The 25176-nt window shown below is 69.1% G+C and carries 24 protein-coding genes and 5 tRNA genes; 8 read left to right on the top strand and 21 right to left on the bottom strand.

Features of this window, described 5'->3' with window-relative positions; all coding sequences use genetic code 11:
- Positions 1-19: 19 nt before the first annotated feature.
- From secF to DY023_RS09335, 8 genes are all read right to left on the bottom strand, one after another.
- Positions 20-1009, bottom strand: coding sequence for a protein translocase subunit SecF (gene secF / locus DY023_RS09370; RefSeq protein ID WP_116242073.1), 990 nt, complete (start codon positions 1007-1009; stop codon positions 20-22).
- On the bottom strand, positions 1009-2748 hold the full coding sequence (gene secD / locus DY023_RS09365; RefSeq protein WP_116242072.1) for a protein translocase subunit SecD: 1740 nt from the start codon (positions 2746-2748) through the stop codon (positions 1009-1011). The genes secF and secD overlap by 1 nt, the downstream gene beginning before the upstream one ends.
- A gap of 36 nt (positions 2749-2784) precedes the next feature.
- Positions 2785-3207: a preprotein translocase subunit YajC gene (locus DY023_RS09360; protein WP_116242071.1), complete on the bottom strand. Its 423-nt coding sequence runs from the start codon at positions 3205-3207 to the stop codon at positions 2785-2787.
- A gap of 74 nt (positions 3208-3281) precedes the next feature.
- A complete protein-coding gene (gene ruvB / locus DY023_RS09355; RefSeq protein ID WP_116242070.1) occupies positions 3282-4310 on the bottom strand; it encodes a Holliday junction branch migration DNA helicase RuvB in 1029 nt (342 codons plus the stop codon).
- On the bottom strand, positions 4303-4911 hold the full coding sequence (gene ruvA / locus DY023_RS09350; protein WP_116242069.1) for a Holliday junction branch migration protein RuvA: 609 nt from the start codon (positions 4909-4911) through the stop codon (positions 4303-4305). Before ruvA ends, ruvB begins: the two co-directional genes overlap by 8 nt.
- Positions 4912-4920: 9 nt before the next feature.
- Positions 4921-5499 carry a crossover junction endodeoxyribonuclease RuvC gene (gene ruvC, locus DY023_RS09345; protein ID WP_116242068.1) on the bottom strand — a complete coding sequence of 193 codons (579 nt, stop codon included), beginning with the start codon at positions 5497-5499 and terminating at the stop codon, positions 4921-4923.
- A 76-nt stretch (positions 5500-5575) separates the two neighbouring features.
- Complete coding sequence (locus tag DY023_RS09340) at positions 5576-6337, bottom strand: YebC/PmpR family DNA-binding transcriptional regulator (RefSeq protein WP_116242067.1); 762 nt, start codon at positions 6335-6337, stop codon at positions 5576-5578.
- A gap of 77 nt (positions 6338-6414) precedes the next feature.
- The gene (locus DY023_RS09335) at positions 6415-7293 is read right to left on the bottom strand and encodes a ribonuclease FAU-1 family protein (RefSeq protein ID WP_116242066.1); all 879 of its coding nucleotides are present in this window, start codon (positions 7291-7293) and stop codon (positions 6415-6417) included.
- A gap of 33 nt (positions 7294-7326) precedes the next feature.
- Here DY023_RS09335 and DY023_RS09330 point away from each other — a divergent pair, with 33 nt between their 5' ends.
- Together DY023_RS09330 and DY023_RS09325 are read left to right on the top strand one after the other, a co-directional pair.
- Complete coding sequence (locus tag DY023_RS09330; protein ID WP_116242223.1) at positions 7327-8250, top strand: phosphotransferase; 924 nt, start codon at positions 7327-7329, stop codon at positions 8248-8250.
- Positions 8251-8410: 160 nt separating this feature from the next.
- Positions 8411-9124, top strand: a complete 714-nt coding sequence (locus DY023_RS09325) for a 4a-hydroxytetrahydrobiopterin dehydratase (RefSeq protein WP_116242065.1) — start codon at positions 8411-8413, stop codon at positions 9122-9124.
- 8 nt (positions 9125-9132) lie between these two features.
- On the opposite strand, the gene pdxT is transcribed toward DY023_RS09325, so the two are convergent.
- On the bottom strand, positions 9133-9729 hold the full coding sequence (gene pdxT / locus DY023_RS09320; RefSeq protein WP_181905801.1) for a pyridoxal 5'-phosphate synthase glutaminase subunit PdxT: 597 nt from the start codon (positions 9727-9729) through the stop codon (positions 9133-9135).
- A complete protein-coding gene (gene pdxS / locus DY023_RS09315) occupies positions 9723-10613 on the bottom strand; it encodes a pyridoxal 5'-phosphate synthase lyase subunit PdxS (protein ID WP_116242063.1) in 891 nt (296 codons plus the stop codon). The genes pdxT and pdxS overlap by 7 nt, the downstream gene beginning before the upstream one ends.
- 67 nt (positions 10614-10680) lie before the next feature.
- On the opposite strand from pdxS, the gene DY023_RS09310 reads away from it, so the two are divergent.
- Both DY023_RS09310 and pdxY read left to right on the top strand, forming a co-directional pair.
- Positions 10681-11988: an aminotransferase class I/II-fold pyridoxal phosphate-dependent enzyme gene (locus tag DY023_RS09310; protein WP_116242062.1), complete on the top strand. Its 1308-nt coding sequence runs from the start codon at positions 10681-10683 to the stop codon at positions 11986-11988.
- A gap of 28 nt (positions 11989-12016) precedes the next feature.
- Complete coding sequence (gene pdxY, locus DY023_RS09305) at positions 12017-12868, top strand: pyridoxal kinase PdxY (RefSeq protein ID WP_116242061.1); 852 nt, start codon at positions 12017-12019, stop codon at positions 12866-12868.
- A 41-nt stretch (positions 12869-12909) separates the two neighbouring features.
- Here pdxY and DY023_RS09300 read toward each other — a convergent pair whose 3' ends face one another.
- From DY023_RS09300 to DY023_RS09290, 3 genes are all read right to left on the bottom strand, one after another.
- Positions 12910-13452 carry an HIT family protein gene (locus DY023_RS09300; RefSeq protein ID WP_116242060.1) on the bottom strand — a complete coding sequence of 181 codons (543 nt, stop codon included), beginning with the start codon at positions 13450-13452 and terminating at the stop codon, positions 12910-12912.
- Entirely contained in the window at positions 13449-15386 is a 1938-nt protein-coding gene (thrS, locus tag DY023_RS09295; protein ID WP_220347277.1) for a threonine--tRNA ligase, read from the bottom strand. The genes DY023_RS09300 and thrS overlap by 4 nt, the downstream gene beginning before the upstream one ends.
- 106 nt (positions 15387-15492) lie before the next feature.
- Complete coding sequence (locus tag DY023_RS09290; RefSeq protein ID WP_116242058.1) at positions 15493-16899, bottom strand: MFS transporter; 1407 nt, start codon at positions 16897-16899, stop codon at positions 15493-15495.
- Positions 16900-16970: 71 nt separating this feature from the next.
- Between DY023_RS09290 and DY023_RS09285 the strand changes: the two genes are divergently transcribed.
- Positions 16971-17612: a TetR/AcrR family transcriptional regulator gene (locus DY023_RS09285; RefSeq protein ID WP_181905787.1), complete on the top strand. Its 642-nt coding sequence runs from the start codon at positions 16971-16973 to the stop codon at positions 17610-17612.
- A gap of 46 nt (positions 17613-17658) precedes the next feature.
- Here DY023_RS09285 and DY023_RS09280 read toward each other — a convergent pair whose 3' ends face one another.
- From DY023_RS09280 to DY023_RS09255, 6 genes are all read right to left on the bottom strand, one after another.
- The gene (locus DY023_RS09280; RefSeq protein WP_116242057.1) at positions 17659-18351 is read right to left on the bottom strand and encodes an alpha/beta fold hydrolase; all 693 of its coding nucleotides are present in this window, start codon (positions 18349-18351) and stop codon (positions 17659-17661) included.
- A gap of 54 nt (positions 18352-18405) precedes the next feature.
- Positions 18406-18822, bottom strand: a complete 417-nt coding sequence (locus DY023_RS09275) for a DUF6098 family protein (RefSeq protein ID WP_220347273.1) — start codon at positions 18820-18822, stop codon at positions 18406-18408.
- Positions 18823-18975: 153 nt separating this feature from the next.
- The gene (locus DY023_RS09270) at positions 18976-21519 is read right to left on the bottom strand and encodes a lamin tail domain-containing protein (protein WP_245958650.1); all 2544 of its coding nucleotides are present in this window, start codon (positions 21517-21519) and stop codon (positions 18976-18978) included.
- A gap of 238 nt (positions 21520-21757) precedes the next feature.
- Positions 21758-21829 (bottom strand) — tRNA-Val (locus tag DY023_RS09265).
- 25 nt (positions 21830-21854) lie between these two features.
- A tRNA-Cys gene (locus DY023_RS09260) sits at positions 21855-21925 on the bottom strand.
- Between the two features lie 55 nt (positions 21926-21980).
- Positions 21981-22053 (bottom strand) — tRNA-Gly (locus DY023_RS09255).
- Positions 22054-22264: 211 nt separating this feature from the next.
- Between DY023_RS09255 and DY023_RS09250 the strand changes: the two genes are divergently transcribed.
- Both DY023_RS09250 and DY023_RS09245 read left to right on the top strand, forming a co-directional pair.
- Positions 22265-22337, top strand: a tRNA-Val gene (locus tag DY023_RS09250).
- A 1-nt stretch (position 22338) separates the two neighbouring features.
- Positions 22339-22414, top strand: a tRNA-Gly gene (locus DY023_RS09245).
- Between the two features lie 49 nt (positions 22415-22463).
- On the opposite strand, the gene DY023_RS09240 is transcribed toward DY023_RS09245, so the two are convergent.
- Entirely contained in the window at positions 22464-23021 is a 558-nt protein-coding gene (locus DY023_RS09240) for a type II toxin-antitoxin system PemK/MazF family toxin (RefSeq protein ID WP_220347271.1), read from the bottom strand.
- A gap of 101 nt (positions 23022-23122) precedes the next feature.
- Between DY023_RS09240 and DY023_RS09235 the strand changes: the two genes are divergently transcribed.
- Positions 23123-23779 (top strand): YceI family protein, encoded by a 657-nt coding sequence (locus tag DY023_RS09235; RefSeq protein WP_116242053.1) that lies wholly within the window; start codon positions 23123-23125, stop codon positions 23777-23779.
- A gap of 67 nt (positions 23780-23846) precedes the next feature.
- Here the strand turns inward: DY023_RS09235 and DY023_RS09230 are convergent, their stop codons facing one another.
- A complete protein-coding gene (locus tag DY023_RS09230) occupies positions 23847-25100 on the bottom strand; it encodes an ammonium transporter (RefSeq protein ID WP_116242052.1) in 1254 nt (417 codons plus the stop codon).
- Positions 25101-25176 lie beyond the last annotated feature (76 nt).

Genomic DNA, 25176 nt, shown 5'->3' with positions numbered 1-25176 from the left:
CGTGTGCGAGAGGCGTTGCTCAGGCGGCCTGCACGGCGCGCTCGCGCGCCTTCAGGACCTTCTTGTCGTGGGCGAGGATCGCCGGCTCGTTCTGACGGAAGAACGCGTACAGCGGAGCCGCGACGAACAGCGTCGAGTACGTGGCCACGATGATGCCGACGAAGATCGACAGCGAGATGTCGGTTAGCGTCTCCGCGCCCAGCCAGAACGCACCGATGAACAGGATCGCGCCGACCGGGAGTGCGGCGATGATCGCCGTGTTGATCGAGCGCACCAGGGTCTGGTTGACGGCCAGGTTCACGGACTCGCCGAACGTGCGAGCCATCGTCTCGCCGTCCTCCGTGGTGTTCTCGCGCACCTTGTCGAAGACGACGGTGGTGTCGTACAGCGAGTACGCGAGGATCGTCAGGAATCCGATCACCGCCGCAGGCGAGATCTGGAAGCCGGCGACGGCGTACACACCGACCGTGATGATGAGCACGTCCAGCAGACCGATGATCGAGGCGGCCGACATCTTCCAGGTGCGGAAGTAGATCGCGAGGATCAGGAAGGTCAGCGCGAGGAAGATCGCCAGTCCCCACAGCGACTGGCGCGTGACGCCCTCACCCCAGGCCGGGCCGATGAACGACTTGCTGACCTGGTCGACCGGGACCTCGTACGCCTCGGCCAGAGACTCTGCGACCTCGTTCGTCTGCTTCGCGGTCATCTGCGACGTCTGGACGCGCACGTCCGTGTCGGCGATGATCACGACCTTGGCGGTGGCCTCCGGCACGACCGCCTGAACAGCCTCGGTCGCGAGCTCCTGGTTCGTGCTGGCGGGCGCCTGAACGACGAACTGCGAGCCGCCGGTGAACTCGATCGAGAACTGAGGCGGACGCACGATCAGCATCAGGGCGGAGCCGACCACCAGCGCGATGGCGATGATGAACCACAGCTTGCGCTTCTGGACGAACGGGAACGAGAGCTTCCCGGTGTAGAGCTTGTTGCCGAACTCGTTGAAGGAGAACATCAGGCTTCGCCGTCCTTTCCGGACTCTGCGGGGGCACCGGCATCGGGCGCTCCGGTGAGAGCCTCTGCACGCTTGCGCTCGGCGATGGTCTGGCGACGCCCGGCTTCACCGCGCGACGCCTTGGTGCGCGCGGCCTTTCCGCTGGACGCGGTCTGCACCTGACGGAACTCCGTGCGGTCGTGGTAGACCGCGCCGAGCTCCTCCGGGTTGAGTCCGGACAGCGGGTGGCCCCCGCCGAAGAACTTCGTGCGGGCGAGCAGCTGCATCACCGGGTGCGTGAAGATCACGAAGATGAACACGTCGATGAGCGTGGTGAGCCCCAGCGTGAACGCGAAGCCCTTCACCGTGGCATCCGCGAGGATGTACAGCACGACGGCGGCGAGGATGTTGATCGACTTCGAGATGTAGATCGTCCGCTTCGCGCGGCTCCAGCCGTCCTCCACCGCTCCTGTGATCGACTTGCCGTCGCGCAGCTCGTCTCGGATTCGTTCGAAGTAGACGATGAACGAGTCGGCCGTGAATCCGATCGACACGATCAGACCCGCCACACCGGCCAGCGACAGGCGGAAGCCCATGCGCCAGCCCAGGATGCAGATGATGATGTAGGTCAGCACGCCCATGACGCCGATGGAGGCCATGATCACCCAGCCCAGCGCGCGGTAGCTGAGCAGCGAGTAGATCGCCACGAGGCCGAGGCCGATGAGTCCGGTGATCAGACCGATCTGCAGCTGCTGCGAGCCGAGCGTCGCCGAGATCGACTGGTTGCTCTCGACCTTGAAGCTCAGCGGCAGAGCGCCGTAGCGCAGCTGATCGGCGAGAACCTTCGAGGTCTCCTGCGTGAAGCTGCCCGAGATCGAGGGCTTTCCGTTGGCGATGACGGCCTGCATCTGCGGAGCGGAGATGACTTTGCCGTCCAGCACGAACGCGAACTGGTCGCGCGGGCTCTGGTTCTGGATGCGGAACTCGTTCAGCCGCTGGCTGACGTCGGCGAAGGCCTTCGTACCCTTGTCGTCCATCTCCAGCTGAACGATCCACTGACCCGACTGCGGGTCGCGACCGGCCTGCGCATCGGTGATCGCCGTACCGGTGAGCGCTGTCGGTCCGAGCAGGTACTTGACCGTTCCGTCGACGCTGCACGCCACCAGCGGCTCGTCCTTCGGGGCGGTCGCCGGGTCGTTCTCCGGGTTGGCGCAGTCGTAGCTGAGGAACGCGGCCTGCAGCTTCTCGGTGACCCAGGACAGATCACTGCCGTTCGTCGGCGTCGCCGTCGGAGTCGCGTTCATCGTCTCGTTCGGTGTGGGGTACGGCGTGCTCTTGCCGTCCTCGCCGACGAACTCGGTGGCGGGATCCGTGGTCGCGAGCACGGGGCGCAGCTCGAGCTGCGCGCTCTGCGCGATGCGCTGGCGGGTCTCGTCGTCGGCGACACCGGGGATCTGGACGACGATGTTGCGGCCGCCCTCTGTCGTGATGTCGGTCTCGCCGACGCCCGAGGCGTCGACGCGCTGCCGGATGATGGCGGCGGCCTGGTCGAGCTGCTCCTGCGTCGGGTCGGATCCGTCGGCGGTCTGCGCGCTCAGGATGATCTGCGTGCCGCCCTGCAGGTCGAGCGCGAGCTCAGGCGCCCACGAGCTCTTCCCGAGGAACACGCCGACGGCGTTGATGCTGAACAGCACCGCCGTGACGATGAGCAGGCCGAGAAGGACCCGCCACGCATGGCGGGTCGGAGAGGTGGATGCCACGAATTGCCGCTTTCTCGTGTGCTGTGAACGCGCGGGTCAGTTCTCGGAGTCGCCGCGCTCGTTGCGCTCCAGGCGCGCGCGGGTCTCCTCAGGGGTCTCCACGTGGTTCGGGTCGGGGAGCTCGGAGTCGGCGACGGTGTCCGCGGCGGGAGCGTCCTCGACCGGGGCGTCCTCAGCGGGAGTCGCCTCGGTGGGCTCGACGATGCGGAGGATCGCCTGGCTGTGCACCTCGATGACCACGCCCGGGGCGATCTCGACCTGCGCGGGCTGGTCGAGGTTCTCGGGGTCGAAGGAGACGATCGTGCCGTACAGGCCGCCCTGGAGCAGCACCTTGGCGCCCGGGACGGTCTTGGTGGCCTTCTCCTCCTGCTCGGCCTTCATCTGCTTCTGGCGCTTGCGCGTGTTGAAGAACATGAAGACGAGCAGAAGCGCGAGCAGTCCGAAGAGGATGATTTCCATGGCGGGTGGGGCCTTTCCGACGCGCGCACGCCGACAGTGGGGCGCGCAATAGGGGGATGCGAAGTCTTCAGCGATTATAGGTCATCGAACAATGCGCCCCCGTCGGGGCGGGTCACGCCGAGGTGCGCATAGGCCTCCGGCATGGCGATCCGTCCGCGGGGCGTGCGACCGAGGAAGCCGATGCGCACCAGGTACGGCTCGACCACGCTCTCCACGGTCTCGGCCTCCTCACCGACGGCGACGGCGAGCGTGCTGAGCCCCACCGGTCCCCCGCCGAATCGGCGGACCAGCGCATCCAGCACGGCCCGGTCCAGCCGGTCCAGTCCGATCGCGTCGACGTCGTAGAGCTCCAGCGCCGCCTGCACGTCGCTGAGCGATGCGGAATCCGCGTCGCCGTGCACCAGTGCGTAGTCGCGCACGCGCCGGAGCAGCCTGTTGGCGATACGCGGCGTGCCGCGCGAACGCCGCGCGATCTCGGAGAGCGCATCCGCGGGTAGACGCACGCCGAGCACCGCGGCCGAGCGGGCGATCACCTGCTCGAGCTCGTCCTCGCCGTAATACTCCAGGTGCCCCGTGAAGCCGAACCGGTCACGCAGCGGGTTGGGCAGCAGCCCGGAGCGGGTGGTCGCGCCGACGAGGGTGAACGGCGCGAGCTCCAGCGGGATGCTGGTGGCGCCGGCGCCCTTGCCGACCATGATGTCGATCCGGAAGTCCTCCATCGCGAGATACAGCATCTCCTCGGCGGAGCGCGCCATCCGGTGGATCTCGTCGATGAACAGCACTTCCCCGGGGGTGAGACTGCTCAGCAGCGCGGCCAGGTCGCCCGCGTGCTGGATCGCCGGGCCGCTGGAGAGCCGCAGCGGCCGTTCGCTCTCATGCGCGACGATCATCGCAAGGGTGGTCTTGCCGAGGCCGGGAGGACCGGCGAGCAGGATGTGGTCGGCGGAGCGCTCCTGGATCCGGGCGGCCTGCAGGAGCAGCTGCAGCTGTCCTCGCACCTTGGGCTGGCCGACGAACTCCGAGAGGCTCGACGGACGCAGCGCGCCCTCGATGGCGAGTTCGGTCTCGTCGAGGGCCTCGGCGGCGTCTCTGGGGTCAGCCACGGCCGGCTCCCGGGCCCAGCGCGGCAAGCGTGCGGCGCAGCAGCGCCGCGACGGACTCGCGTTCGGCGTCGGTGGCGTCTGCCGCGGTCTGCTCCGCGGCCTCGGCGGCGACCTTCTCGGACCAGCCGAGACCCACCAGCGCGGCGGCGACCTGGGCGGTGACTCCAGGAGCCGCAGCGCCCACCGGCTCGGCGGCGACCCGCGGCTGCACCTTGCCGGCGAGCTGCACGACGATGAGCTTCGCGGTCTTCGGGCCGATACCTGAGACGCGGCGGAACGGGGCGTCGTCCTCGGCCCCGACCGCGGCGGCGATCTGGTCGACGGTGAGATGCGAGAGCACACCCAGCGCGGACTTGGGTCCGACGCCGGTGACGCTGATCAGCTGCCCGAAGATCTCCAATTCGTCGCGGTCGGCGAAGCCGTACAGCGTGAGCGCGTCCTCGCGGACGATGAGGCTGGTGTGCAGCAGCATCCGCTCCCCCACGACCGCGGTGTGCGCGACGTCTGCGGGAACGAAGACGGCGAAGCCCACGCCCCCTGTCTCGATGACGACGTGGCCCGAGTCGGCGTGCAGGACGACGCCGTGCAGGGAGGAGATCATGCGACCAGCCTATCGGGCGGATCGTACGTATGTTCGAGCGACACGCTCCGCGTCGGCCCACGCCTGCTGGGCGGGCGTGAGACCGCCGCCGGAGGCGGGGGCGACGGCACCCCGTCGCCAGGCGTGACACAGGGCGATCGCGAGCGCGTCCGCGGCATCCGCGGGCTGCGGCGGTGCGTCCAGGCGCAGGATGCGGGCGATCATCGACTGCACCTGCTTCTTGTCCGCCGAGCCGTAGCCGGTCACGGCGGCCTTCACCTCGCTCGGCGTGTGCGTGGCGGCCGGCAGGCCCGCCTCGGCAGCCAGCAGCAGCGCGACGCCGCTCGCCTGCGCGGTGCCCATCACGGTGTGGCTGTTCTGCTGCGCGAAGACGCGTTCCACGGCCACCGCGTCGGGGCGGTGGGTCTCGAGCACCTGACGGATGCCGGCGGCGACAGCCGCGAGGCGCTCCCCGATCGGGGCGTCGATCGGGGTGCGGATGACGCCGACGTGCACGAGGCTGCCGCGTCGCGCGCGATCCACGTCGACGACGCCGACGCCGCAGCGGGTGAGGCCGGGGTCGATGCCGAGCACGCGCAGGGAGGTCACTCCCCCAGGCTAGTTACGACGACGGACCCCCGGGCGCAGGCGCGCCCGGGGGTCCTGTCGACCAGCAGTGATCAGGTCACTCGTCGTCGTTCTCGAGCTCCGCCTGCACGTCAGCGGGGAGGTCGAAGTTGCTGAAGACGTTCTGCACGTCGTCGCTGTCCTCGAGTGCGTCGATGAGGCGGAAGATCTTGCGCGCCGTGTCGGCGTCGATCTCGACCTTGAGGTTCGGCACGAACTCGACATCGGCCGATTCGTACTCGATACCGGCCTCCTGAAGCCCGGTGCGCACGGCCACCAGGTCGGTGGCCTCGGTGATGACCTCGAAGCCCTGGGCGTGCGGCTCGATCTCCTCGGCACCGGCCTCGAGGGCTGCCATCATCACGTCGTCCTCGGTGGTGCCCTCGGAGCTGACCACGATGACGCCCTTGCGGGTGAAGTTGTAGGCGACGCTGCCGGGGTCGGCGAGAGTTCCGCCGTTGCGCGAGAGCGCGGTGCGCACCTCGGCAGCCGCACGGTTCTTGTTGTCGGTGAGGCACTCGATCATCAGCGCCACGCCGTTCGGACCGTAGCCCTCGTACATGATCGAGGTGTACTCGACGGACTCGCCGCCGATGCCGGCGCCGCGCTTGATGGCGCGGTCGATGTTGTCCTTGGGAACCGAGGTCTTCTTCGCCTTCAGCACCGCGTCGAACAGCGTCGGGTTGCCCGCCTGGTCGGGGCCGCCCAGCTTCGCCGCGACCTCGATGTTCTTGATGAGCTTGGCCCACGACTTCGCACGGCGCGCGTCGATGACGGCCTTCTTGTGCTTGGTCGTCGCCCACTTGGAATGCCCGGACATAAGTCTCCGCTCGTCTCGTCTGCCCGGAGTCGCCTCCAGGGCATCGTCCATTCTAACGAATCGTGAACGTTCCGCAGTCAGCCATCGAGGCTCGTGCGACCCGATCGGCGTCGTGCGGCGTCCATCGCGGCACCGGCCGGCAGCCGCACCGGCACGTCGAGCTCGTCGCTCGGCGTCCATGCATCCCACCCCTCGTCGAGCGGCCATCCTCCAGATGCGACGAACTCGCGCACGGCGTGGTCCGCGATTGCGCGGACCGCCTCGGCCTGCTCGACGGTGAAGCGGCCCTGCCGCACCGCGGCCTCGAGCTCGTCGGCGTCCTTCACCCAGATGTCCTCGCTGCCGGGATGCCCTGCGTCCACCCAGAGGTCGAGCACGAGATCGCGGGAGAAGATGCCGGCGTTCTCTCCCGCGATGCGACGGTGCGGAAGCTCGAGATTGACGTAGGCGCCCTCAGGCGACCCGTCGGCGGTACGGAAGAACCACACCGACCAGGGCATGCCCGCGGGTGCCACGCGCACGACCCCGGGTCCGCGCCACGACGACTCCTCGATCCTCCAGGGCACGCTGAAGCGCTCGGCGAGCGGCACCTCCCGCGGGGAGCGCCCGTCCGCCGGGACCGAGACCAGGCGTGCAGAACCGGAGGGGATCCACACGACCAGACCGCGCGCATCGTCGCGGATCACCCGCGCCGTCTCGATGTAGCGCCCGTACCGCCACAGGATGTCCGTACCCGGCGCGAAGCGCGGAGCAGCGACGTCGTCGGCGGGCACGGCGACGTCGAACGCGGGGTCGGCGTGGGCAGCTGCGCTGCCGCCGTCCTCGAGAAGAGCGACAGCCTCGGAGAGTTCCATCCGGCCTGCCGCGATCGGTTTCCAGGACTCTCCCCGCCGTCCGGAGAGGACTGCGCTGCCGCCGCTGGCGCTGACGTCGGTCGATCCGAGGGGAAGTCGCATGGACTTCACGGTACCGGTGCTAGCTTCGTGGGCATGACAGCGGGCGCTGACCGACTGCGGCCCGAGTGGCCGTCGCTGCCGGCCGGTCTGCGCGCGCAGGTCGAGGCCCAGCTCGGCGGCGATCGCACGTCGGATTCCCCTGCTCAGGGCGGGTTCAGCGCCGGGTACGCAGGCGTCGTCCGCTCTGCCGAGCGCGCGGTGTTCGTCAAGGCGATCGCTGCGGAGGGACACACCGATTCACGCACATTCCTGCGCCGGGAGATCCGCATGCTGCGAGCGGCCCCGTCGGGCGTGACGCCGAGGCTGCTGAGCGTCATCGACGACGCGGACGGCACCGCTCTGATCCTCGAGATCGTTCCCGGGATCCACCCGGGAACGCCCTGGACCGATGGCCAGCTGCACGCCGTCGCCGCGGAGATCGCGCGGCTCGCCGCAGCGACCGCCGCCGCTCCGATCCCCGCGGCACGGGAATCGATGCTCCCCTCCTACGCTCGTTGGGGGCGGATCGCCGAGGATCACGCCCTGGCTGCCGCTCTCCCGCTCCGCCTCCAGGACCGGATGCCGCAGCTGCTGCAGCTGGAGGCTTCTCTGCCGGACGCCCTCACGGGCACCGCTCTGGCGCACGGCGACCTGCGTGCCGACAACATCCTCATCCACGGCGAACGAGCACGCTTCATCGACTGGCCGCACGCCCGCCGCGGCGTGCCCTGGCTGGACGGTCCGCTGCTGGTGCCCTCCATCGAGGCGTCCGGCGGCCCGACCTGCGCCGAGAGCTGGCGCGCGCTGCGCGAGCACGGGGCACCGGATGCCGCCCGGCTGCTGCCGGTGATCGCCGGATTCGCGTCGTTCCTGTGGTGGAACCAGGCGCAGCCCGAGATCGCCGAGCTGCCCGGCCTGCGGGCGTTCCAGCGCGCCCAGGCCGACCCGATCCTGCGCTGGCTGGGCGAACTGCTCTGAGCGTCGATCCCGCGCGACACGATTGAGGCAGGCGAAGACTGCAGAGCGCCGTGCCGATCCGCGGCATCCCGGTCTGGACGTTCCACGGCGAGGACGACGCGGTCGCGGTACCCGGGCACGGGCCCTGTTGCCCGCACTCCGCCGGCGTTAAGCTCCCCGCATGGACATGCTCGCGGGTGAGCAGATCGCTGCCGCCGACCTGACCGACTGGCGCAAGCTCGCACAGGGCCTGCATGCGAGATATCTGGTGTCGGACTATTCCGCCGCCGCGAGATTCGTCGCTGCGATCGCGGACTCCGCTGAGACGGCCGGTCACCACCCGCACACAACCGTCGGAGACGGGTATGTCGATCTGAAGCTGGTCAGCACTGATGCCGTGTATCGGGATTCAGAGGGCGCTGAGCACATAGTCGAGTGGGTGACGCAGAAGGATGTCGACCTGGCCAGGGCGATCTCCGCGATCGCGGCGGATCATGCTCTCAGGGCGGAACCATCCGCGGTGTCCCAGCTCGAGCTCGGCCTCGACACCGTCCGCTCCGAGACGATCGCTCCGGTGTGGGCGGCGCTGCTCACCGGGCGAGCCGACTCTCAGGGCCGAGGCACGCCTGGCGATGAGATCCGCGACGCCACCGAGCGCGTACCGCACCTGTGGTTCGGCGAAGATGCACCTGCGCAGCAGCGCGTGCACATCGAGGTGTATGTCGCGCCCGAGTGCGTCGCCGATCGCCTCGCCATGGTGCAGGCGGCAGGTGGCACGATCGTCGACGACGCGGATGCACCAGGAATGACCGTCGTCTCCGATCAGGACGGCAACATCGGCGTGCTGTGCGCCGACATCTCCGCCGCGGCAGTGGACGCCACGGCGACCCCCTGAGCGAAGCGTCAACCGCGAGCCGCGACCCGGTCCAGGAACCGCTGATGGAACCGCGGCTCCCCCGAGATCTCCGGATGGAAGCTGATTCCGAGCAGGTCGCCCTGCTCCACCGCCACGACCCTCCCGTCGGGCAGTGCGGCGAGCGTGGTCGCGGCCGGGCCGACGGACTCCACCACCGGGCCACGGATGAAAGCCGCGTGCACCGGATCGCCACCGAACTCCGGCACGTCCAGCTCCGCCTCGAAGGACTCCGTCTGACGCCCGAACGCGTTGCGGCGGGTGAGCACATCGAGCCCACCGAACGTCTCCTGCCCCTCGATGCCGTCGACCAGGGTGTTCGAGAGCATGATGAGCCCCGCACAGGTGCCGAGCACCGGCATCCCGTCGGCGATCGCCGTGCGGATCGGCTCCTGCAGACCGAAGGTGCGCGAGAGCTTGTCGATCACCGTCGACTCGCCGCCGGGGATGACGAGACCGCCGACGGTCGCGAGCTCCTCGGGCCGTCGCACCGGGGCGACCTCGGCACCGAGCTCCGCGAGCAGGGCGGCGTGCTCGCGCACGTCGCCCTGCAGCGCGAGAACGCCGACGCGCAGCGTGGTCACCAGCCGCGCTCGGCGAGGCGGTGCGGGGCAGGGAGGTCGGACACGTTGATGCCGACCATCGCCTCACCGAGACCGCGGGAGACCTCGGCGATCACCTTCGGGTCGTCGTAGAAGGTCGTCGCCTTGACGATCGCCTTCGCACGCTCGGCCGGGTTGCCCGACTTGAAGATGCCGGAGCCCACGAACACGCCGTCCGCGCCGAGCTGCATCATCATCGCGGCATCCGCCGGTGTGGCGACGCCGCCCGCGACGAACAGCACGACCGGCAGCTTGCCGGTCTCGGCGACCTCGGCGACCAGCTCGTAGGGCGCCTGCAGCTCCTTCGCAGCGACGTAGAGCTCATCCTTGGAGAGCGCACCGAGCGCCGCGATCTCGCCGCGGATCTTGCGGATGTGCTTCATCGCCTCGGAGACGTCACCGGTGCCCGCCTCGCCCTTGGAGCGGATCATCGCCGCACCCTCGTTGATGCGGCGCAGCGCCTCACCGAGGTTGGTCGCGCCACACACGAACGGCACGGTGAAGTCGTACTTGTCGATGTGGTTGACGTAGTCGGCCGGCGAGAGCACCTCCGACTCGTCGATGTAGTCGACGCCGAGCTCCTGCAGCACCTGCGCCTCGACGAAGTGCCCGATGCGCGCCTTCGCCATGACGGGGATCGAGACGGCGTCGATGATGCTGTCGATCATGTCGGGGTCGCTCATGCGGGAGACGCCGCCCTGGGCGCGGATGTCGGCGGGGACGCGCTCGAGGGCCATGACGGCGACGGCACCGGCATCCTCGGCGATCTTCGCCTGCTCGGCGGTGACGACGTCCATGATGACGCCGCCCTTCAGCATCTCGGCGAGGCCGCGCTTGACGCGGGCCGATCCGGTGGTCTGCTCAGACATGGAGATCCTCTCGGGACAAAGACAACGATTGGCCTATGCCAAACGATAGCACCGTAGACTCGACCCGATGCACCAGATAACGGGTTCCACCGCGGCGGAGATCGCCGACAGCATCCGCGCGCTTCGCGAACGCGGCCTGCTGAACCCTGGCGACGCCCTCCCCCCTGTGCGCGAACTCGCCGCCTCGCTCAGCGTCAACCGCAACACGGCGGTCGCCGCGTACCGGCAGCTAGCTCAGGCCGGGCTCGTGCTGTCCCGCGGACGAGCGGGCACGGTCATCACCGGTGCCGAGGCGGTGGCTCAGGAGGGGCTCGCGCTCGACACCGTGCTGCGCGACATCGGCTCGGGCAATCCGGATCCGGCGTTCATCCCCGACCCGACACCCGCGCTGCAGCGGATCGTCGGTCGCCCTGTGCTCTATGGCGAACCCGTCATCGATCCGGCGCTGGACGCCTGGGCGCGCGAGTGGGTCCAGGCCGACCTGCGACGCGACGACCTGCGCATCACGATCACCAGCGGTGCGGTGGACGCCGTGGAGCGCCTGCTCGCGCAGGCGCTGATGCGCGATGACGCCGTCGCTCTGGAGGACCCCTGCTTCCTCGCGAGCATCCACACCGCCCGCCTGGGCGGCTACCGGACGATCCCCGTGCCCGTCGACGCCGAGGGGATGACGGTGGAGGGCCTGCAGGCCGCGCTGGAAGCCGGCGTCCGGGCGATCGTGTGCACGCCCCGCGCGCAGAATCCGACAGGAGCGTCCCTGTCCCCCGCTCGGGCAGCGGCGCTGCGCGAGCTGCTCGTCGAGCATCCGTACGTGCTGGTCATCGAGGACGATCACTTCTCTGCGCTGTCGCAGCGCCCGTACGAGTCCCTGATCGGACCCGAGCACCGCCGCTACGCACTGGTGCGTTCGGTGTCGAAGTTCCTGGGGCCCGACATGTGCCTGGCGGTGGCCGCCACCGATCCCACCACCGCGGAGCGGCTCGCGATGCGCCTCAGCCCCGGCACGACGTGGGTCAGCCACCTACTGCAGCGCCTCGCGCTGGCACAGCTGCAGGATGCCGCGGTGCAGTCGCTGTTCGCGCGAGCGGCCGAGCACTACGCCTCGAAGAACCGCGATTTCGCCGAAGGGCTCACCGTCCGCGGCATCCCGTGCGAGCCCGGCGACGGACTGAACCTGTGGGTCGTGCTTCCCGTGCCGGCGCGCGTCGCGGCTGAGCACCTCATGCGTCGCGGCTGGCTCGCACGCACCGGTGACGAGTTCCGCCCTGATGAGGCGACCGCGCCCTCGCACCACCTGCGCCTGACCGTTCACGATCTCGACGAGGACGACACCACGGCACTGCTGGACGACCTCGCCGCCGCCGTGCGCAGATGACCGTGCGACGGGGTGAGAGGATGGCGGGATGAAGATCCTCTCGATCCAGTCCGCTGTCGCCTACGGTCACGTCGGCAACTCCGCCGCCGTCTTCCCGCTGCAGCGCATCGGCGTCGAGGTCCTTCCCGTCTACACCGTCAACTTCTCGAACCACACCGGCTACGGCGCCTGGCGTGGCCCGCTGATCGACCCCGCCGATGTGCGTGAGGTCATCACCGGCATCGAGGAGCGCGGGGTGCTGCCGAAGATCGACGCGGTGCTCAGCGGCTATCAGGGCGGCGAGGGCATCGGCGACGTGATCATCGACGCAGTCGCCCGGGTCAAGGCCGCCAACCCTGATGCCGTGTACGCATGCGACCCGGTGATGGGCAACGCGAAGTCCGGATGCTTCGTCGCGCCGGCGATCCCCGAGCTGCTCCGTGACCGCGTCGTGCCTGTGGCCGACATCATCACCCCGAACCAGTTCGAGCTCGGGTATCTGACCCGGACGGAGCCGTCCACCCTCGACGAGACGCTGGCATCGGTGGACCTCGCCCGCGCCATGGGTCCCTCCGTCGTGCTCGTCACCTCGGTCGAGCGCCCTGATCGCGAGGAGGGCACGATCGAGATGCTCGCCGTCGACGCCAAGGGCGCCTGGCTGGTGGCCACCCCGCACCTTCCGATGAAGGCCAACGGCTCGGGCGACGTGACGGCCGCACTGTTCACCGCGCACTACGTGGAGACGGGCGACGCCAAGCTCGCCCTGGAGCGAACGGTGTCCAGCGTCTTCGACCTGCTGAAGGCGACGCTGGAGTCGGGCGAGCGCGAGCTGCAGCTGGTCGAGTCGCAGGAGTACTACGCGAACCCCCGTCTGCAGTTCACCGCGCACCAGGTGCGCTGACGCCTCGCCCCCCTGGGTCCCTGAGCCTGTCGAAGGGTCGTTCAGCGGGGCCACGCGTGCGCGACGGCCTCGCGGACCTCGCCGAGCAGCTGCGGCAGCGCCTTCGTCTTCGCGATGATCGGGAAGAAGTTCGCGTCCGACCGCCAGCGCGGCACGATGTGCTGGTGCAGGTGGGCGTCGACGCCTGCGCCCGCGACCGCACCCTGGTTCATGCCCAGGTTGAATCCGTCGCAATTCGAGACCTCGCGCAGCACCCGCATCGCGGTCTGCGTGAGCGCGCCGATCTCGGCGACCTCCTCCGGGGTCGCCTGATCGTAGGTGGCGATGTGCCGGTACGGACACACCAGCAGGTGGCCTGAGTTGTACGGGAACAGGTTCAGCAGCACGTAGGCGCTCTCGCCGCGCGCGACGATCAGCCGCTCGGCATCCGCATGCTTGGGCGCCTCGCAGAACGGGCACTCCTCGCGCAGCGGCTCAGGACCGGCCTGGATGTACGCCATCCGGTGCGGGGTCCACAGCCGCTGGAACTCGTCGGGGACGCCGGCCAGGTGGTCGGCGCCCTCGACGTGCGGCTGGTCCGTCACGCCAGGTCCTCGGCGGCCATCACCCTGGTGTGCGCCGCCACGGCCGCCCGGATGCGGTTCACGGCATCCGCCACCGGAACGCCGTTCTCCTGCGTGCCGTCGCGGAACCGGAACGAAACGGTGCCGGCCGAGCGGTCCTGCTCCCCCGCGATGAGGATGAGCGGCACCTTCGCCGTGGTGTGGTTGCGGATCTTCTTCTGCATCCGGTCGTCGGAGTGGTCGACCTCGGCTCGCAGCCCCTCGGCCTTCAGCTGGCCGATGACGCCGTCGAGGTACTCGGCGTACTCCTCGGCGACCGGCACGCCGACGGCCTGCACCGGCGCGAGCCAGAGCGGGAAGTCGCCTGCGTAGTGCTCGAGCAGGATCGCGAAGAAGCGCTCGATCGAGCCGAGCAGCGCGCGGTGCACCATGACCGGACGGTGCTTCTGCCCGTCGGGGCCGGTGTACTCCAGCTCGAAGCGCTCGGGCTGATTGAAGTCGAGCTGGATGGTCGACATCTGCCAGGTGCGTCCGATGGCGTCGCGTGCCTGGACGGAGATCTTCGGCCCGTAGAAGGCCGCGCCGCCCGGATCCGCGACCAGTTCGAGGCCGGACTGCAGCGCCACCTCGCGCAGCGTGTCGATCGCGGTGCTCCACTGCTCGGGCTCGCCGAGGAACTTCGGGTTGCCCTCCTCATTCGTGGACAGCTCGAGGTAGAAGTCGTTCAGGCCGTAGTCGCGCAGCAGCTCCAGCACCAGGTTCAGGTTGGTGGTGAGCTCCTCGCGCACCTGGTCCTGGGTGACGTAGATGTGCGCGTCGTCCTGGGTCAGGCCGCGCACGCGGGTGAGGCCCGACAGCGTGCCGCTCTTCTCGTACCGGTACACGGTGCCGAACTCCGCCAGGCGCAGCGGGAGCTCTCGGTACGAGCGGCCGCGCGAACGGAAGATGAGGTTGTGGAACGGGCAGTTCATGGGCTTCAGGTAGTAGTCCTGGCCCTGACGGGTGACATTGCCCTCGTCGTCGACGAGCTCGTCGAGGTGCATCGCCGGGAACATGCCGTCGGCGTAGGTCTGCAGGTGACCGGAGGTCTGGAACAGATCCTTCTTGGTGATGTGCGGGCTGTTGACGAGGTCGTAGCCGTTGCGCAGCAGGTGCTTGCGCAGGTTCTCCTCGATCTCGTAGCGGATGATGCCGCCCTTGGGGTGGAACACCGCGAGTCCCGAGCCGATCTCGTCGGGGAACGAGAAGAGGTCCATCTCCGCGCCGAGCTTGCGGTGGTCGCGGCGCTCCGCTTCGGCCAGGCGCTCCTGATATGCGCGCAGCTCCTCCTTGGTCGGCCACGCGGTGCCGTAGATGCGCTGCAGCTGCGGGTTCTTCTCGCTGCCGCGCCAGTACGCCGCAGCGACCCGGGTGAGGTCCCAGCCATTGCCGACCATGCGCGTGCTGGGCACGTGCGGACCGCGGCAGAGATCCTTCCAGGCGACCTCCCCGTCCTTCGTGACGTTGTCGTAGATGGTGAGTTCACCGGCACCGACCTCGACCGACGCCCCTTCTGCGGCGTCCGCACCCGAACCCGGCCCGCCTGCGAGGTCGATGAGCTCGAGCTTGAACGGCTCGTTCGCGAGCTCTGCACGGGCCTCATCCTCGGAGACGACGCGTCGCGTGAAGCGCTGCCCCTCGCGGACGATGCGCTGCATCTCCTTCGAGATGGCCTTCAGGTCCTCAGGGGTGAACGGGGTCTCCACACCGAAGTCGTAGTAGAAGCCGTCGGTGATGAAGGGGCCGATGCCCAGATTCGCTTCGGGACGGATGCGCTGCACCGCCTGCGCGAGCACGTGAGCTGTCGAGTGCCGCAGGATGTCCAGGCCGGCCGGACTGTCGATCGTGACGGGCTCGACGACGTCGGTCTCGGTCACCGTCGCGGCGAGGTCCTTCAGGACGCCGTTCACTCGCATCGCGATGACAGAACGGTCGGTGAACAGGGCGAAGCCGTCGCGCTTCTCGGCGTTCGGCTGGGCGTTCTCAGACACAGACAATCTCCATCCAGGGGTCGTACCCAGATTACTCGCCCCGCGTGCGCGACCCGGACCGCAGACACATCGACAGCACGACGCCCAGGATGCTGGCCAGTGCAGCGACGAGGAACAGCGCCACGAACCCGCCGACGCCCGACCCGCCGGCGATGATCAGCATGGCGATCGGTGCACCGAACGATGATCCGACGGTGCGCAGCACGCCGTTGACGCCGAGCAGCCCGCCGAGCTCGTGCGGCTCGGATCCCTGAGCGATGAGGTCGGCGACCACCGTCGTGCCGATGCCCGCCCCCAGACCCATGACCGCGTAGAAGAGGATGTTCGCCGTCAGATCATGCGGCCAGAGCGCGATGCCGACCGCGCCGACCGCGATCAAGGCCATGGCGAGGGCGGAGACCCAGGCTGAGCGCATCCTGCGCATCAGCACGGAGGCGAACCGGCCGCCGATGAACGCGACGATGGTGCCGGGGAACATCACCCAGCCGGTGGCCTGAGGGCCCATGCCGGCGCCGGCCGGCTGCGGGGTCTGCAGCAGCAGCGGCATCCCCACGTAGAAGAGGTAGGGCACGAAGCCGAGGAGGACGGCGAGCAGGTTGCCGATGGCGATGGTGGGTCGCCACAGCACCGGGAGATCGAGCAGCGGCGCCGGCACCCGCCGCTCGACGACGAAGAGCGCGATGCCGGCCAGTACGGCGACGACGGCCGAGGTGATGATGCCCGGCGAGGTGATCCCCCAGCTGGATGCCTGCGACACCACCAGCAGGACGCCGACGAGGAGAGCAGCGAGAAGGCCGATGCCGGCGAAGTCGACACACGCCTGGCCGTGCACGGCGTGAGACGGCACCGAGATGGCGACGAGGAGCATCGACGCCGCCCCGAACACCGCGCCCACCCAGAACAGCACCTGCCACGGGGCGAGGCTGGCGATGATCCCGCCGATGACGAGCGCGAGTCCTGCACCGAGCCCCACGGTGCCGCTGAGCCATCCCGTTGCCGATCGACGCGCGTCGCCTGCCAGGTGCGTGCCGACGATCGCGAGCGCCAGCGGGAACGACGCCGTCGAGGCGCCCTGCAGCACGCGGCCGATCAGGATGACGGACAGATTCGGCGCGACCGCTGCGACGACGCTGCCGGCCACGAAGACGCCCATGGCGATGAGCAGCATCCTGCGGTGCCCGAAGCGGTCGCCGAACGAACCCAGCACCGGCGCCGCGACGGCGCCGCTGAGCAGGTAGGCGGTGAGGATCCAGCTCACGCCGATGCCGTCGGTGTGCAGCGCGCTCTGCAGCGCGGGCAGCACCGGCAGGAGCATCGTCTGCATCATCGAGTAGGTCAGCACCGCCAGGGCGAGGGCGAGTACGAACCAGCGTCGCGGCGACGCCGGTCCCCCGTCGTTCTGGTCGGATGCCACGACGGGCAGCGTGTCGGTCGTCATCGGGTCTCCAATCGGAACGGAATGTTCCGTTCACCCGTCCGAGCCTAACTCCCCTCTGCTACCGTGGCCAAATGCCCGACGATCCCGCAGCCGCTCCCGGGCGGGTCCGCGAGGCCCGCGCCAATGACGCCGCCCTGTTCCGAGCTGCGCGCGACGTGTTCGCCGAACGCGGCTATGACGCGCCGATGTCGCTGATCGCGGAGCGCGCCGGCATCGGCGTGGGCGGCATCTATCGCCGCTACGCGAGCAAGGACGACCTGATCCGCGAGCTGCGCCGCAGCTCACTCGAAGACATCGTGCAGACGGCGCGCTCCAGCGCGTCGGATGCCGGAGAGGATGGCGCAGTCGCCCTCTTCCTGCGCACGCACCTCGGCCAGGCCGGCGGGCACCTGCCGACGCTGCTGAACCGCAGCATGCCGATGACGCCCGAGATCGAGCGACTCTCCGAAGAACTGCACGATGCGCTGTGCGCACTCGTCGCGCAGGATGCCGAGCGGGCGCTCGTTCCGGAGGGCTTCGGCCCCGGCGACGTCATGGCCGCGATCGTGCACCTGCGCCCCTCGGCATCCGACGATCCCGATGAGGACCGCGCGCTGAACCTGCGCCACCTCGAGTACTACCTGCGCGGCCTGCGGGCCTCGATCGCCGACCCGGTGACCATCGGCGCGTCGATGAGCTGGGACGACTGGATGCGGCACAACTCGATGCGCTGATCCGCGCGACATCGGTTCAGCCGGCGGGCGCCGGAGCCCGCTGCCGCTAGGACCGCGTCGGAACCGCGTACCCCTCGAGCCTGTCCGCGAGCTCCGCCGGCCGGCTGAGCGCGACGCAGTGGCCGCCGGGCACCTCGTCGGGGACGATGCCGAGGCGTTCGGGAACGATCCGGCGGAACAGGTCCGGCGGGAAGAAGCGGTCTTCGGTGCAGAGCAGGAAATGGGTGGGCACGTCGGGCCACGCGGCGAGAGGCCAGGGTTCGGCGTAGGCGGCCGTCGACGGATGGTCGCTCTCGCGACGAAGTGCCTCCTCCGCGAGAGCTCGCGGCACGTCGTGGTAGTAGGTCACGTACGGATCGTCGTTGCCGGTGAGCCCGTCGTCGCGCGCCGCCTGAGCGGCGACCGCGTCGGCGTATCCCGTCGCCGTCCACCACTGCTCCGCGCTCTCGCCCGGCCTCGGCACCATCCCGGCGAGGAGCACGAGCGCGGCGGCGGAAAGTCGCGCGGCGACCGGCGGGGCGGTGAATGCACCGAAGGAATGACCGAGCACGACCACCTCACGGCCGGAGTCGACGAGCGCGACGACGGCGTCGACGTAATCCTCGAACCGGAGCGCGTCGTCGCCGGCGGGGAGATCCGGGGCGATCACCTCGTGCCCGCGAGCCTCGAGTTGCGCCGCCACGAGGTGGAAGGACCAGCCGGTGTCCCCGCCGCCGTGGATGAGCACGAACGTCGTCATGACGCCACGGTACGCCGGCGGGGCCTCGGAACCCCGATATGGGGCCTGCAGTGCTCAGTCGGTGGGTCCGCGTCCGACCGCGAAGTGCTTCGCGTAGACCCGCTCGGCCTCCGCGATGACCTCGGGGGCGAGGTCCGCGACGGGTTCGACATCGGCGAACAACGGCTCGCAGTCCGGGCCCCGCGCGACGAGACGTCCGGCGAGGATCCAGGCGTGCCGGTCGTCGTCCTCCTCGGCGAGGTGGCGGTACTGGCACAGCTGACGGGCCAGCCACTGCCGCAGTGGACGATCCCACCACGGCTCCGGATCCAGCGGGTTCACCGACAGGCCGGGAAGGGGAAGGCCGCTCTCGTGATCGATCGACTCCTCGTCGCGATCATGCTCCCAGCCGGCGGAGTAGCGGATGCCCAGACCGGGCATCTCCCAGACGAGATCCTCGAGCTGGGCCAGCGAATCGATCACCGGAAGCACGAGTGCCCTCTCCGCTCTCACACCGTGTGACAGCACTGTGAACAGTAGAGAAGACGGAGCGCAACGCGCAGGGGGTTGACCCCTGGATCGGTCTCATGGCAGCGACTCCGGAACGCGGCGGGAACCCCGGCTCTCCCGGGGTTCCCGCCGTACTCAGGCGGCGCGGCGACGGCGTGCGACGAGGACCAGCACCGCTCCCGCGAGCACCGCCAGCAGAGCGATCGGGATCAGAGCGAGGAAGCTCGGATCCATGCCCGTCGCGGCGAGCGTGCCGTCCGCGGCCTCACCGGTCGACGTTCCCGCTCCGCCGGGCTGGCCGGGGCTCGACTCTCCTCCACCGGAGCCGGGTCCGGAGCCGCCCTCACCCGGACCGGGCTCGCCCGGCACCTCCGATGAGACGGCGGGAAGGGTGCCGCTGCGAAGCGCCGCGGGCTGGGCTCCGTCGGCGAACCACCACACCGGACGTGCCGCCGCGGCCGCCGCATCCGCGGTCGGGCCGGATGCCGCGCGCGCGGTGCGCGCAGCGTCGCCCTGGACCGCGACGGACTCGGGCGAGGTCGCGAAGCCCTCGTTGTTGAGGTTGGGCATGCCCGCCGGGCGATCGAACAGGGAGATCTCCGGCACCGAGCCGGTGAACGCGATATGAGCGGAACGTCCCTCGCAGCCATCATCGCAGACGGCCCACAGGCCGCCGAGGGCGGTGTCGTAGTCGAGGGCCATCACTCCCCCGAGCCCGGGATCGATGGAGGCCACCTGAGCGATGCCGCCGTCGTCGCCGAGTGCGTAGGCGTAGACGAAGCCGTTGTCCTCGACAGCGACGAAGAACAGCCCGTCGCCGTGCCCGGGGTAGCGGGCCGGGTCGTAGGGCGCCGAGGTGTTCCGGTCGACCAGCTTGCCTGCGAGCCGTTCGTCGGCCACCCACTCGACCGCCTCGATGCCGGTGTTCGCGGCGACCTGCGGCAGGGTCGCGGTGAGGTCCCATTCCCGGTCCGCCACCACGTCGGGACCGGGTGCGTCCGGGTCGACCTCGAGGACCACGTTCTGGTTCACGCCCTTCTTGGAGTTGTCGCGCTCGGATGCGAGGTAGACGCGGCCTTCGCCGTCGACCGTGATGCCCTCCGAGTCGGGTCCGGCCGCGGCAGGGTTGCCGGCGTCGCGCTGGAAGCGGGCGCGCTTGCCGTCCGCCCAGCCGTCGGCGAAGGTCGCCGTGCCGTCGGCCGCGGCGTTCAGCTTCCAGAAGGTGCCGGTGCCGTTGTCGACCGCCCAGAGCACAGTACCGTCGGGCGTGGCCTGCGTGTCGAGCCCCGAGGAGTCCTCCAGGAACATCGCGGTCTCATCGACGACCGTCACATCCGGCGACCCCGGCCATGCCGCAGCCCCGGGTTCCTCGGGACCGCCGGGCTGCTCGCCGCCGCCGTCGCCGCAGTTCGCGGTGCCCTTGCTCGCGTTCTTCGCGTCGGCGAACTCTCCCGTGCCATCGGGGCAGCGGGCCCAGGTGACGGCAGCGTGCTCGTTCCAGGCGTACTCCGCGACGGTGAGGCCGTCGGCGTTCCGGATCGTCGCGACATCCGCTCCACCCAGGCCGAAGCCGTAGTGGGTGCCGCCGTCGAAGACGAAGAACTCACCGGGAGCGAGAGTCGTGCCCGCCGCCACGGGGGTGACGTCGGCCGCGTGGCCCGCCGGGTCGCTGTCCATCAGGGTCCAACCGGACAGATCGACGGGCGTGCTGCCGGTGTTCATGATCTCGACCCAGTCGGTCGCATCTCCGTTGGACTCCACCTCGTTCACGGCGATGTCCGGGAGTACGCAGTCGTTGGGAGCTCCGGGAGTCACTCGCGCCAGGGCGAAGGCGCCGGACGCATCGGGGCAGCGCGCGTAGCTCGCCGCCGCCTCATCGCCGTCGATGGCGGGATGCCCGGTCCACGAGGTCTGGTCGAGCAGGGTACCGTCGGCCGCGAACACGCGGATCGAGTCGGATGCTCCGATGCCGATGGCCGCCTGGAACTCTTGTGGAACGCCGTTCACATCGAGGCCGGGCGTCGAGGCCTCGACGACGACGCGCTCGCCGCCTGCGATGCTCGCTCCGGCGGGGAAGAACCAGCGGTGGTCGTCCGAGTTGTCGCGGATCTCCACACCGGAGAGGTCGGCTGCCTCGGTGCCCGGGTTGATCAGCTCGATCCAGTCGGCGGGCCCCGAGTCGACCTCGTTCAACAGCACGCGGCCAGGCAGCGCGGGTGCTTCGCAGTTGTTCGAGGCACCCAGCGTGAGCGCCGTTCCGGGGGCCCACTCGCCGCCGTCCGCGCAGCGCGACCAGTCACCCAGCGGAGCATCCCCCGTGTAGGCGAATGAATCGACATCCGCGCCCGAGGCGTTCACGAGCGTGACCGTGTCACCCTTGCCGAGCCCGAAGGGGAACCCCAGCGGAGAGCCGCCCTTCTCCAGTACGAGGAACTCTCCCGCGCCGAGAGTCGTGCCCGCCGGGATCGTGCCGGACTCGTCGCGCTTGTCGTCGAAGACGCCCCACCCCGACACGTCGACAGCGCCGTTGCCGGCGTTGAACAGCTCGATCGCGTCGACGGCGCCGGGCACGACGTCGTCGTAGACGATCTCGTTCACGACGACACCTGGCTCAGCGGCGGTGGCCGGCGTCGTGGCGAACGCCCCGCCGGACACTGCGACCGCGATGATCGCGGTCACTGCGGCGACAGGACGATATATGAGGGATGGTTTCGGGCTCGGCACAGGCATGCGGGCGCTCCAAAGGGCAGAGGTTCTCCAGGGTCGGAGCCACTCGACCGGATCCCGGTGACGAGAACCGTACGCGCACGTGAACAGCCGGTGTCCTCCATCTGGCGAGCGGGCCTCGGCTCACGGCTCCCGGCCAGTGCCCCCTGACGCAGGAAAACCCCCGGGTGAACCGGGGGTTTTCTGTCTGTGCGCGATACTGGGATCGAACCAGTGACCTCTTCCGTGTCAGGGAAGCGCGCTACCGCTGCGCCAATCGCGCCCAATGGGCTGTTCAGTTTTTCGAGAGGTGGCGACGGGATTCGAACCCGTGTAAACGGCTTTGCAGGCCGGTGCCTAGCCGCTCGGCCACGCCACCGCGAGGTGGATTCGAACCCACATGCCAGCACCCCTGGCTGGGGCACCTGCACTCGAGCGGATGACGAGACTCGAACTCGCGACCCTCACCTTGGCAAGGTGATGCGCTACCAACTGCGCTACATCCGCATACTGTTCAGTTTTTCATGTTTCCGGCGTACCGGGCACTCGAAATACATTAGCTCAGGATCAGAGGTTCGCCAAACCGGATGACGCCGTCGGGCGTGTCCGGCCGACAGCCGTCCGAACGCCACGCCCGGCCCGGACCCCGATGCCGGGACCACTCTCGACATCAGGTATGCTTTTCATTCGTGCCGCAGTGCACAGAACAACTACACATGGGCGATTGGCGCAGTTGGTAGCGCGCTTCCTTCACACGGAAGAGGTCGTCGGTTCGAGTCCGGCATCGCCCACGCGGATGTAGCGCAGTTGGTAGCGCATCACCTTGCCAAGGTGAGGGTCGCGAGTTCGAGTCTCGTCATCCGCTCCACATCCGAAGCCCGGGATCGTTCCGATCCCGGGCTTCGTCGTTCCCGGCCTCAGTCCGTCCGCGCCCATCCGTACCGGCGCATCAGCGCGGCGACCACGCGCTTGTACCTGTCCTTGTCGAGGATCGCGGCCTCACGACGCATCCCCCGGTCGTGCACGCTGTAGAGCTGCTCGATGTCCACCCAGGACTCGCGCCCCTGACCGTCCCACCCGCCGGAGCCGATGGACAGGTAATCCCGGTCGCCGTTGTGCGGCTTGCTGGTCATGCGCACGGCGTACACCCGCTCCGCCGACTGCCGGCCGATCACCAGCACGGGACGGTCCTTGCCCCGGCCGTCGTTCTCCTCATAGGGAACCCACGTCCAGATCACCTCTCCGGCATCCGGTGCACCGTCGCGCTGCGGCGCGTACGACACCCGCAGATCACGGATGCGCTCCGGGTCGATCCGGACCGTCTCCGTGCCCGGCATCCGCCCCGAGTCCTCCCCCGCGGTGCGCGGCGGCTGGTCGGGAAGGCGCGACCTGACCGGGGTAGTGGTCGATTCCTGACGCAGGAGTCTCTGCAGCACGTCGACGAGCGTGGACAGGATGCCGTTGGTCTTACTCACTCGCCCACCCTAGGTGAGGCACACGGCGATGCGCACAGCCCAGGTTGCTATGCTCAGACGGATCTCTCGTCATCCCGAGCGAGAACGAATAGGAGACACGCGTGATCGACCTCGAGAAAGTCAACGGCGACTGGGAATTCGACCCCACACACACTCGCATCGGGTTCTCTGCGAAGCACGCCATGGTGACGACAGTCCGCGGCGCGTTCAACGAGATCACCGGTCACCTGCACGTGGACACCGAGAACCCGGATCAGTCCTGGGCGAAGGTCGTCATGAAGGTCGGCAGTGTCGACACCCGTGTGCAGCAGCGTGATGACCACCTGCGCAGCGCTGACTTCTTCGACGCCGAGAAGTGGCCCGAGATCACCTTCGTCAGCACGCACATCGAAGAGGTCGACGACCGCGCGTTCTCGGTGACCGGCGACCTGACGATCCGCGACGTCACCAAGCAGGTCATGATCCCGCTCGCGCTGATCGGCCTCGAGACCGGTGCCTACGGCGAGCTCCGCGCCGGCTTCGAGGGCACCCGCCGTCTGAACCGCCGCGACTTCGGCCTCGTGTGGAACACTCCCCTGGACTCCGGCGGGGTGCTCGTCTCCGAGAAGATCACTCTCGAGTTCGAGATCTCCGCCGTCAAGGTCGAGGCGTCCGACGAGGATGCCGCTGAGCAGGACGAGTCAGGCGAGGAGAAGCCGGCCGAGGACGCCGCCGAAGGCGAGGGCGAAGACACCACTGAGGACTCCGACGAGTCCTGAGCCTCTCACATGCATGCGAAGAGGCCGGGGATCCCAACGGATCCCCGGCCTCTTCCGCGTTCGCTCCTCAGCGCACCGCTACCGGCTGCTCGTCCAGGGCGTAGCCCTCTTCGCCGTGCACGGCGAGGTCGACACCGGCGATCTCCTCGTCACTGGTGACGCGGAATCCGATGGTCTTCTCGATCCCCCAGCCGATCACCAGGGCGACCACGAAGGAGTAGATCATCACGCCGCCGGCCGCGATCACCTGCACGGCGAGCAGCCGCAGGTCACCGCCGGTGAACAGCCCCTGACCCGTGGCGAAGAAGCCCAGGTACACGGTTCCCAGCAGTCCGCCGACCAGGTGCAGACCCACGACGTCCAGCGAGTCATCGTAGCCGAGGCGGTACTTCACCTCCACGGCCACCGCGCAAGCGATGCCCGACAGCGCGCCCAGCAGCAGCGCCCATCCCGGTGCGAGGTTCGCGCACGCCGGCGTGACCGCCACGAGGCCCGCGACCGCGCCCGAGACCGCGCCCACCGAGGTCGGCTTGCCGTCCTTGATCTTCTCGACCAGGATCCATCCGAGGATGCCCGCGGCTGCGGCACCCATGGTGTTGATCGCGATGAGCCCGACCTTGCCCATGTCCTCAGCAAGCCACTCGGCTCCGGCGTTGAAGCCGAACCATCCGAACCACAGCAGTGCTGCGCCGAGCAGGGTGAGCGGCACGTTGTGCGGCTTCTGGATGCCCTTCTGGAAGCCGATGCGCTTTCCCAGCACGAGCGAGAGCGCGAGTGCCGCCGCACCGGCGTTGATGTGCACCGCGGTGCCGCCCGCATAGTCGATCACCGCGATCCCGCTGTCGGCACCGAACAGCCACGAACCGAGGTTCATGATCCAGCCGCCGCCCCAGACCCACGCGGCGATCGGGAAGTAGCCGATCGTGCCGAAGACGCCCACGAAGATCAGCCACGGGCCGAACTTGGCCCTGTCGGCGATCGCCCCCGAGATCAGCGCCACGGTGATGATGGCGAACGTCGCACCGTAGGCGACGCTCAGCAGCCCGACGTTCGCGCCGGGCTCCGATGCCGACTCGGCGAGACCGAAGTCGGCGAACGGGTTGCCTGCGAACTGCATAGGGTCGTCGACCGTGCTCATCGAGAAGCCGTAGAGCGTCCAGAGCACCGCGATCAGCCCGATCGCACCGAAGCTCATCATCATCATGCTGATGACGCTCTTGGCCTTGACCAGACCGCCGTAGAAGAACGCGACACCCGGCGTCATCAGCAGCACCAGCGCTGTCGCCGTCACGGCCCAGGAGATGTTCCCCGGTGCATCCATGTCGAACCTCACTTTCGGGAGAAGAAGTTGAGGTTCAGTGTGGAACTGTCGCGTTTCCGCTGATCGATCGCTGTGT

Source organism: Microbacterium bovistercoris, from assembly GCF_003387575.1.
Classification (GTDB): Bacteria; Actinomycetota; Actinomycetes; order Actinomycetales; family Microbacteriaceae; genus Microbacterium; species Microbacterium bovistercoris.
Note: the sequence above shows the minus strand (reverse complement) of the source record. Positions and strands in the feature narration are given on the sequence as shown.

Coding starts and splice junctions, on each gene's coding strand:
- DY023_RS09340 (WP_116242067.1), bottom strand. CDS start 6,337: ATGTCCGGGCATTCCAAGTGGGCGACGACCAAGCACAAGAAGGCCGTC.
- pdxS (WP_116242063.1), bottom strand. CDS start 10,613: ATGTCTGAGCAGACCACCGGATCGGCCCGCGTCAAGCGCGGCCTCGCC.
- ruvA (WP_116242069.1), bottom strand. CDS start 4,911: ATGATCTCCTCCCTGCACGGCGTCGTCCTGCACGCCGACTCGGGCCAC.
- DY023_RS09285 (WP_181905787.1), top strand. CDS start 16,971: ATGCCCGACGATCCCGCAGCCGCTCCCGGGCGGGTCCGCGAGGCCCGC.
- DY023_RS09290 (WP_116242058.1), bottom strand. CDS start 16,899: ATGACGACCGACACGCTGCCCGTCGTGGCATCCGACCAGAACGACGGG.
- DY023_RS09360 (WP_116242071.1), bottom strand. CDS start 3,207: ATGGAAATCATCCTCTTCGGACTGCTCGCGCTTCTGCTCGTCTTCATG.
- pdxY (WP_116242061.1), top strand. CDS start 12,017: ATGAAGATCCTCTCGATCCAGTCCGCTGTCGCCTACGGTCACGTCGGC.
- DY023_RS09335 (WP_116242066.1), bottom strand. CDS start 7,293: ATGCGACTTCCCCTCGGATCGACCGACGTCAGCGCCAGCGGCGGCAGC.
- DY023_RS09280 (WP_116242057.1), bottom strand. CDS start 18,351: ATGACGACGTTCGTGCTCATCCACGGCGGCGGGGACACCGGCTGGTCC.
- DY023_RS09310 (WP_116242062.1), top strand. CDS start 10,681: ATGCACCAGATAACGGGTTCCACCGCGGCGGAGATCGCCGACAGCATC.
- DY023_RS09230 (WP_116242052.1), bottom strand. CDS start 25,100: ATGGATGCACCGGGGAACATCTCCTGGGCCGTGACGGCGACAGCGCTG.
- secF (WP_116242073.1), bottom strand. CDS start 1,009: ATGTTCTCCTTCAACGAGTTCGGCAACAAGCTCTACACCGGGAAGCTC.
- thrS (WP_220347277.1), bottom strand. CDS start 15,386: ATGCGAGTGAACGGCGTCCTGAAGGACCTCGCCGCGACGGTGACCGAG.
- DY023_RS09330 (WP_116242223.1), top strand. CDS start 7,327: ATGACAGCGGGCGCTGACCGACTGCGGCCCGAGTGGCCGTCGCTGCCG.
- DY023_RS09325 (WP_116242065.1), top strand. CDS start 8,411: ATGGACATGCTCGCGGGTGAGCAGATCGCTGCCGCCGACCTGACCGAC.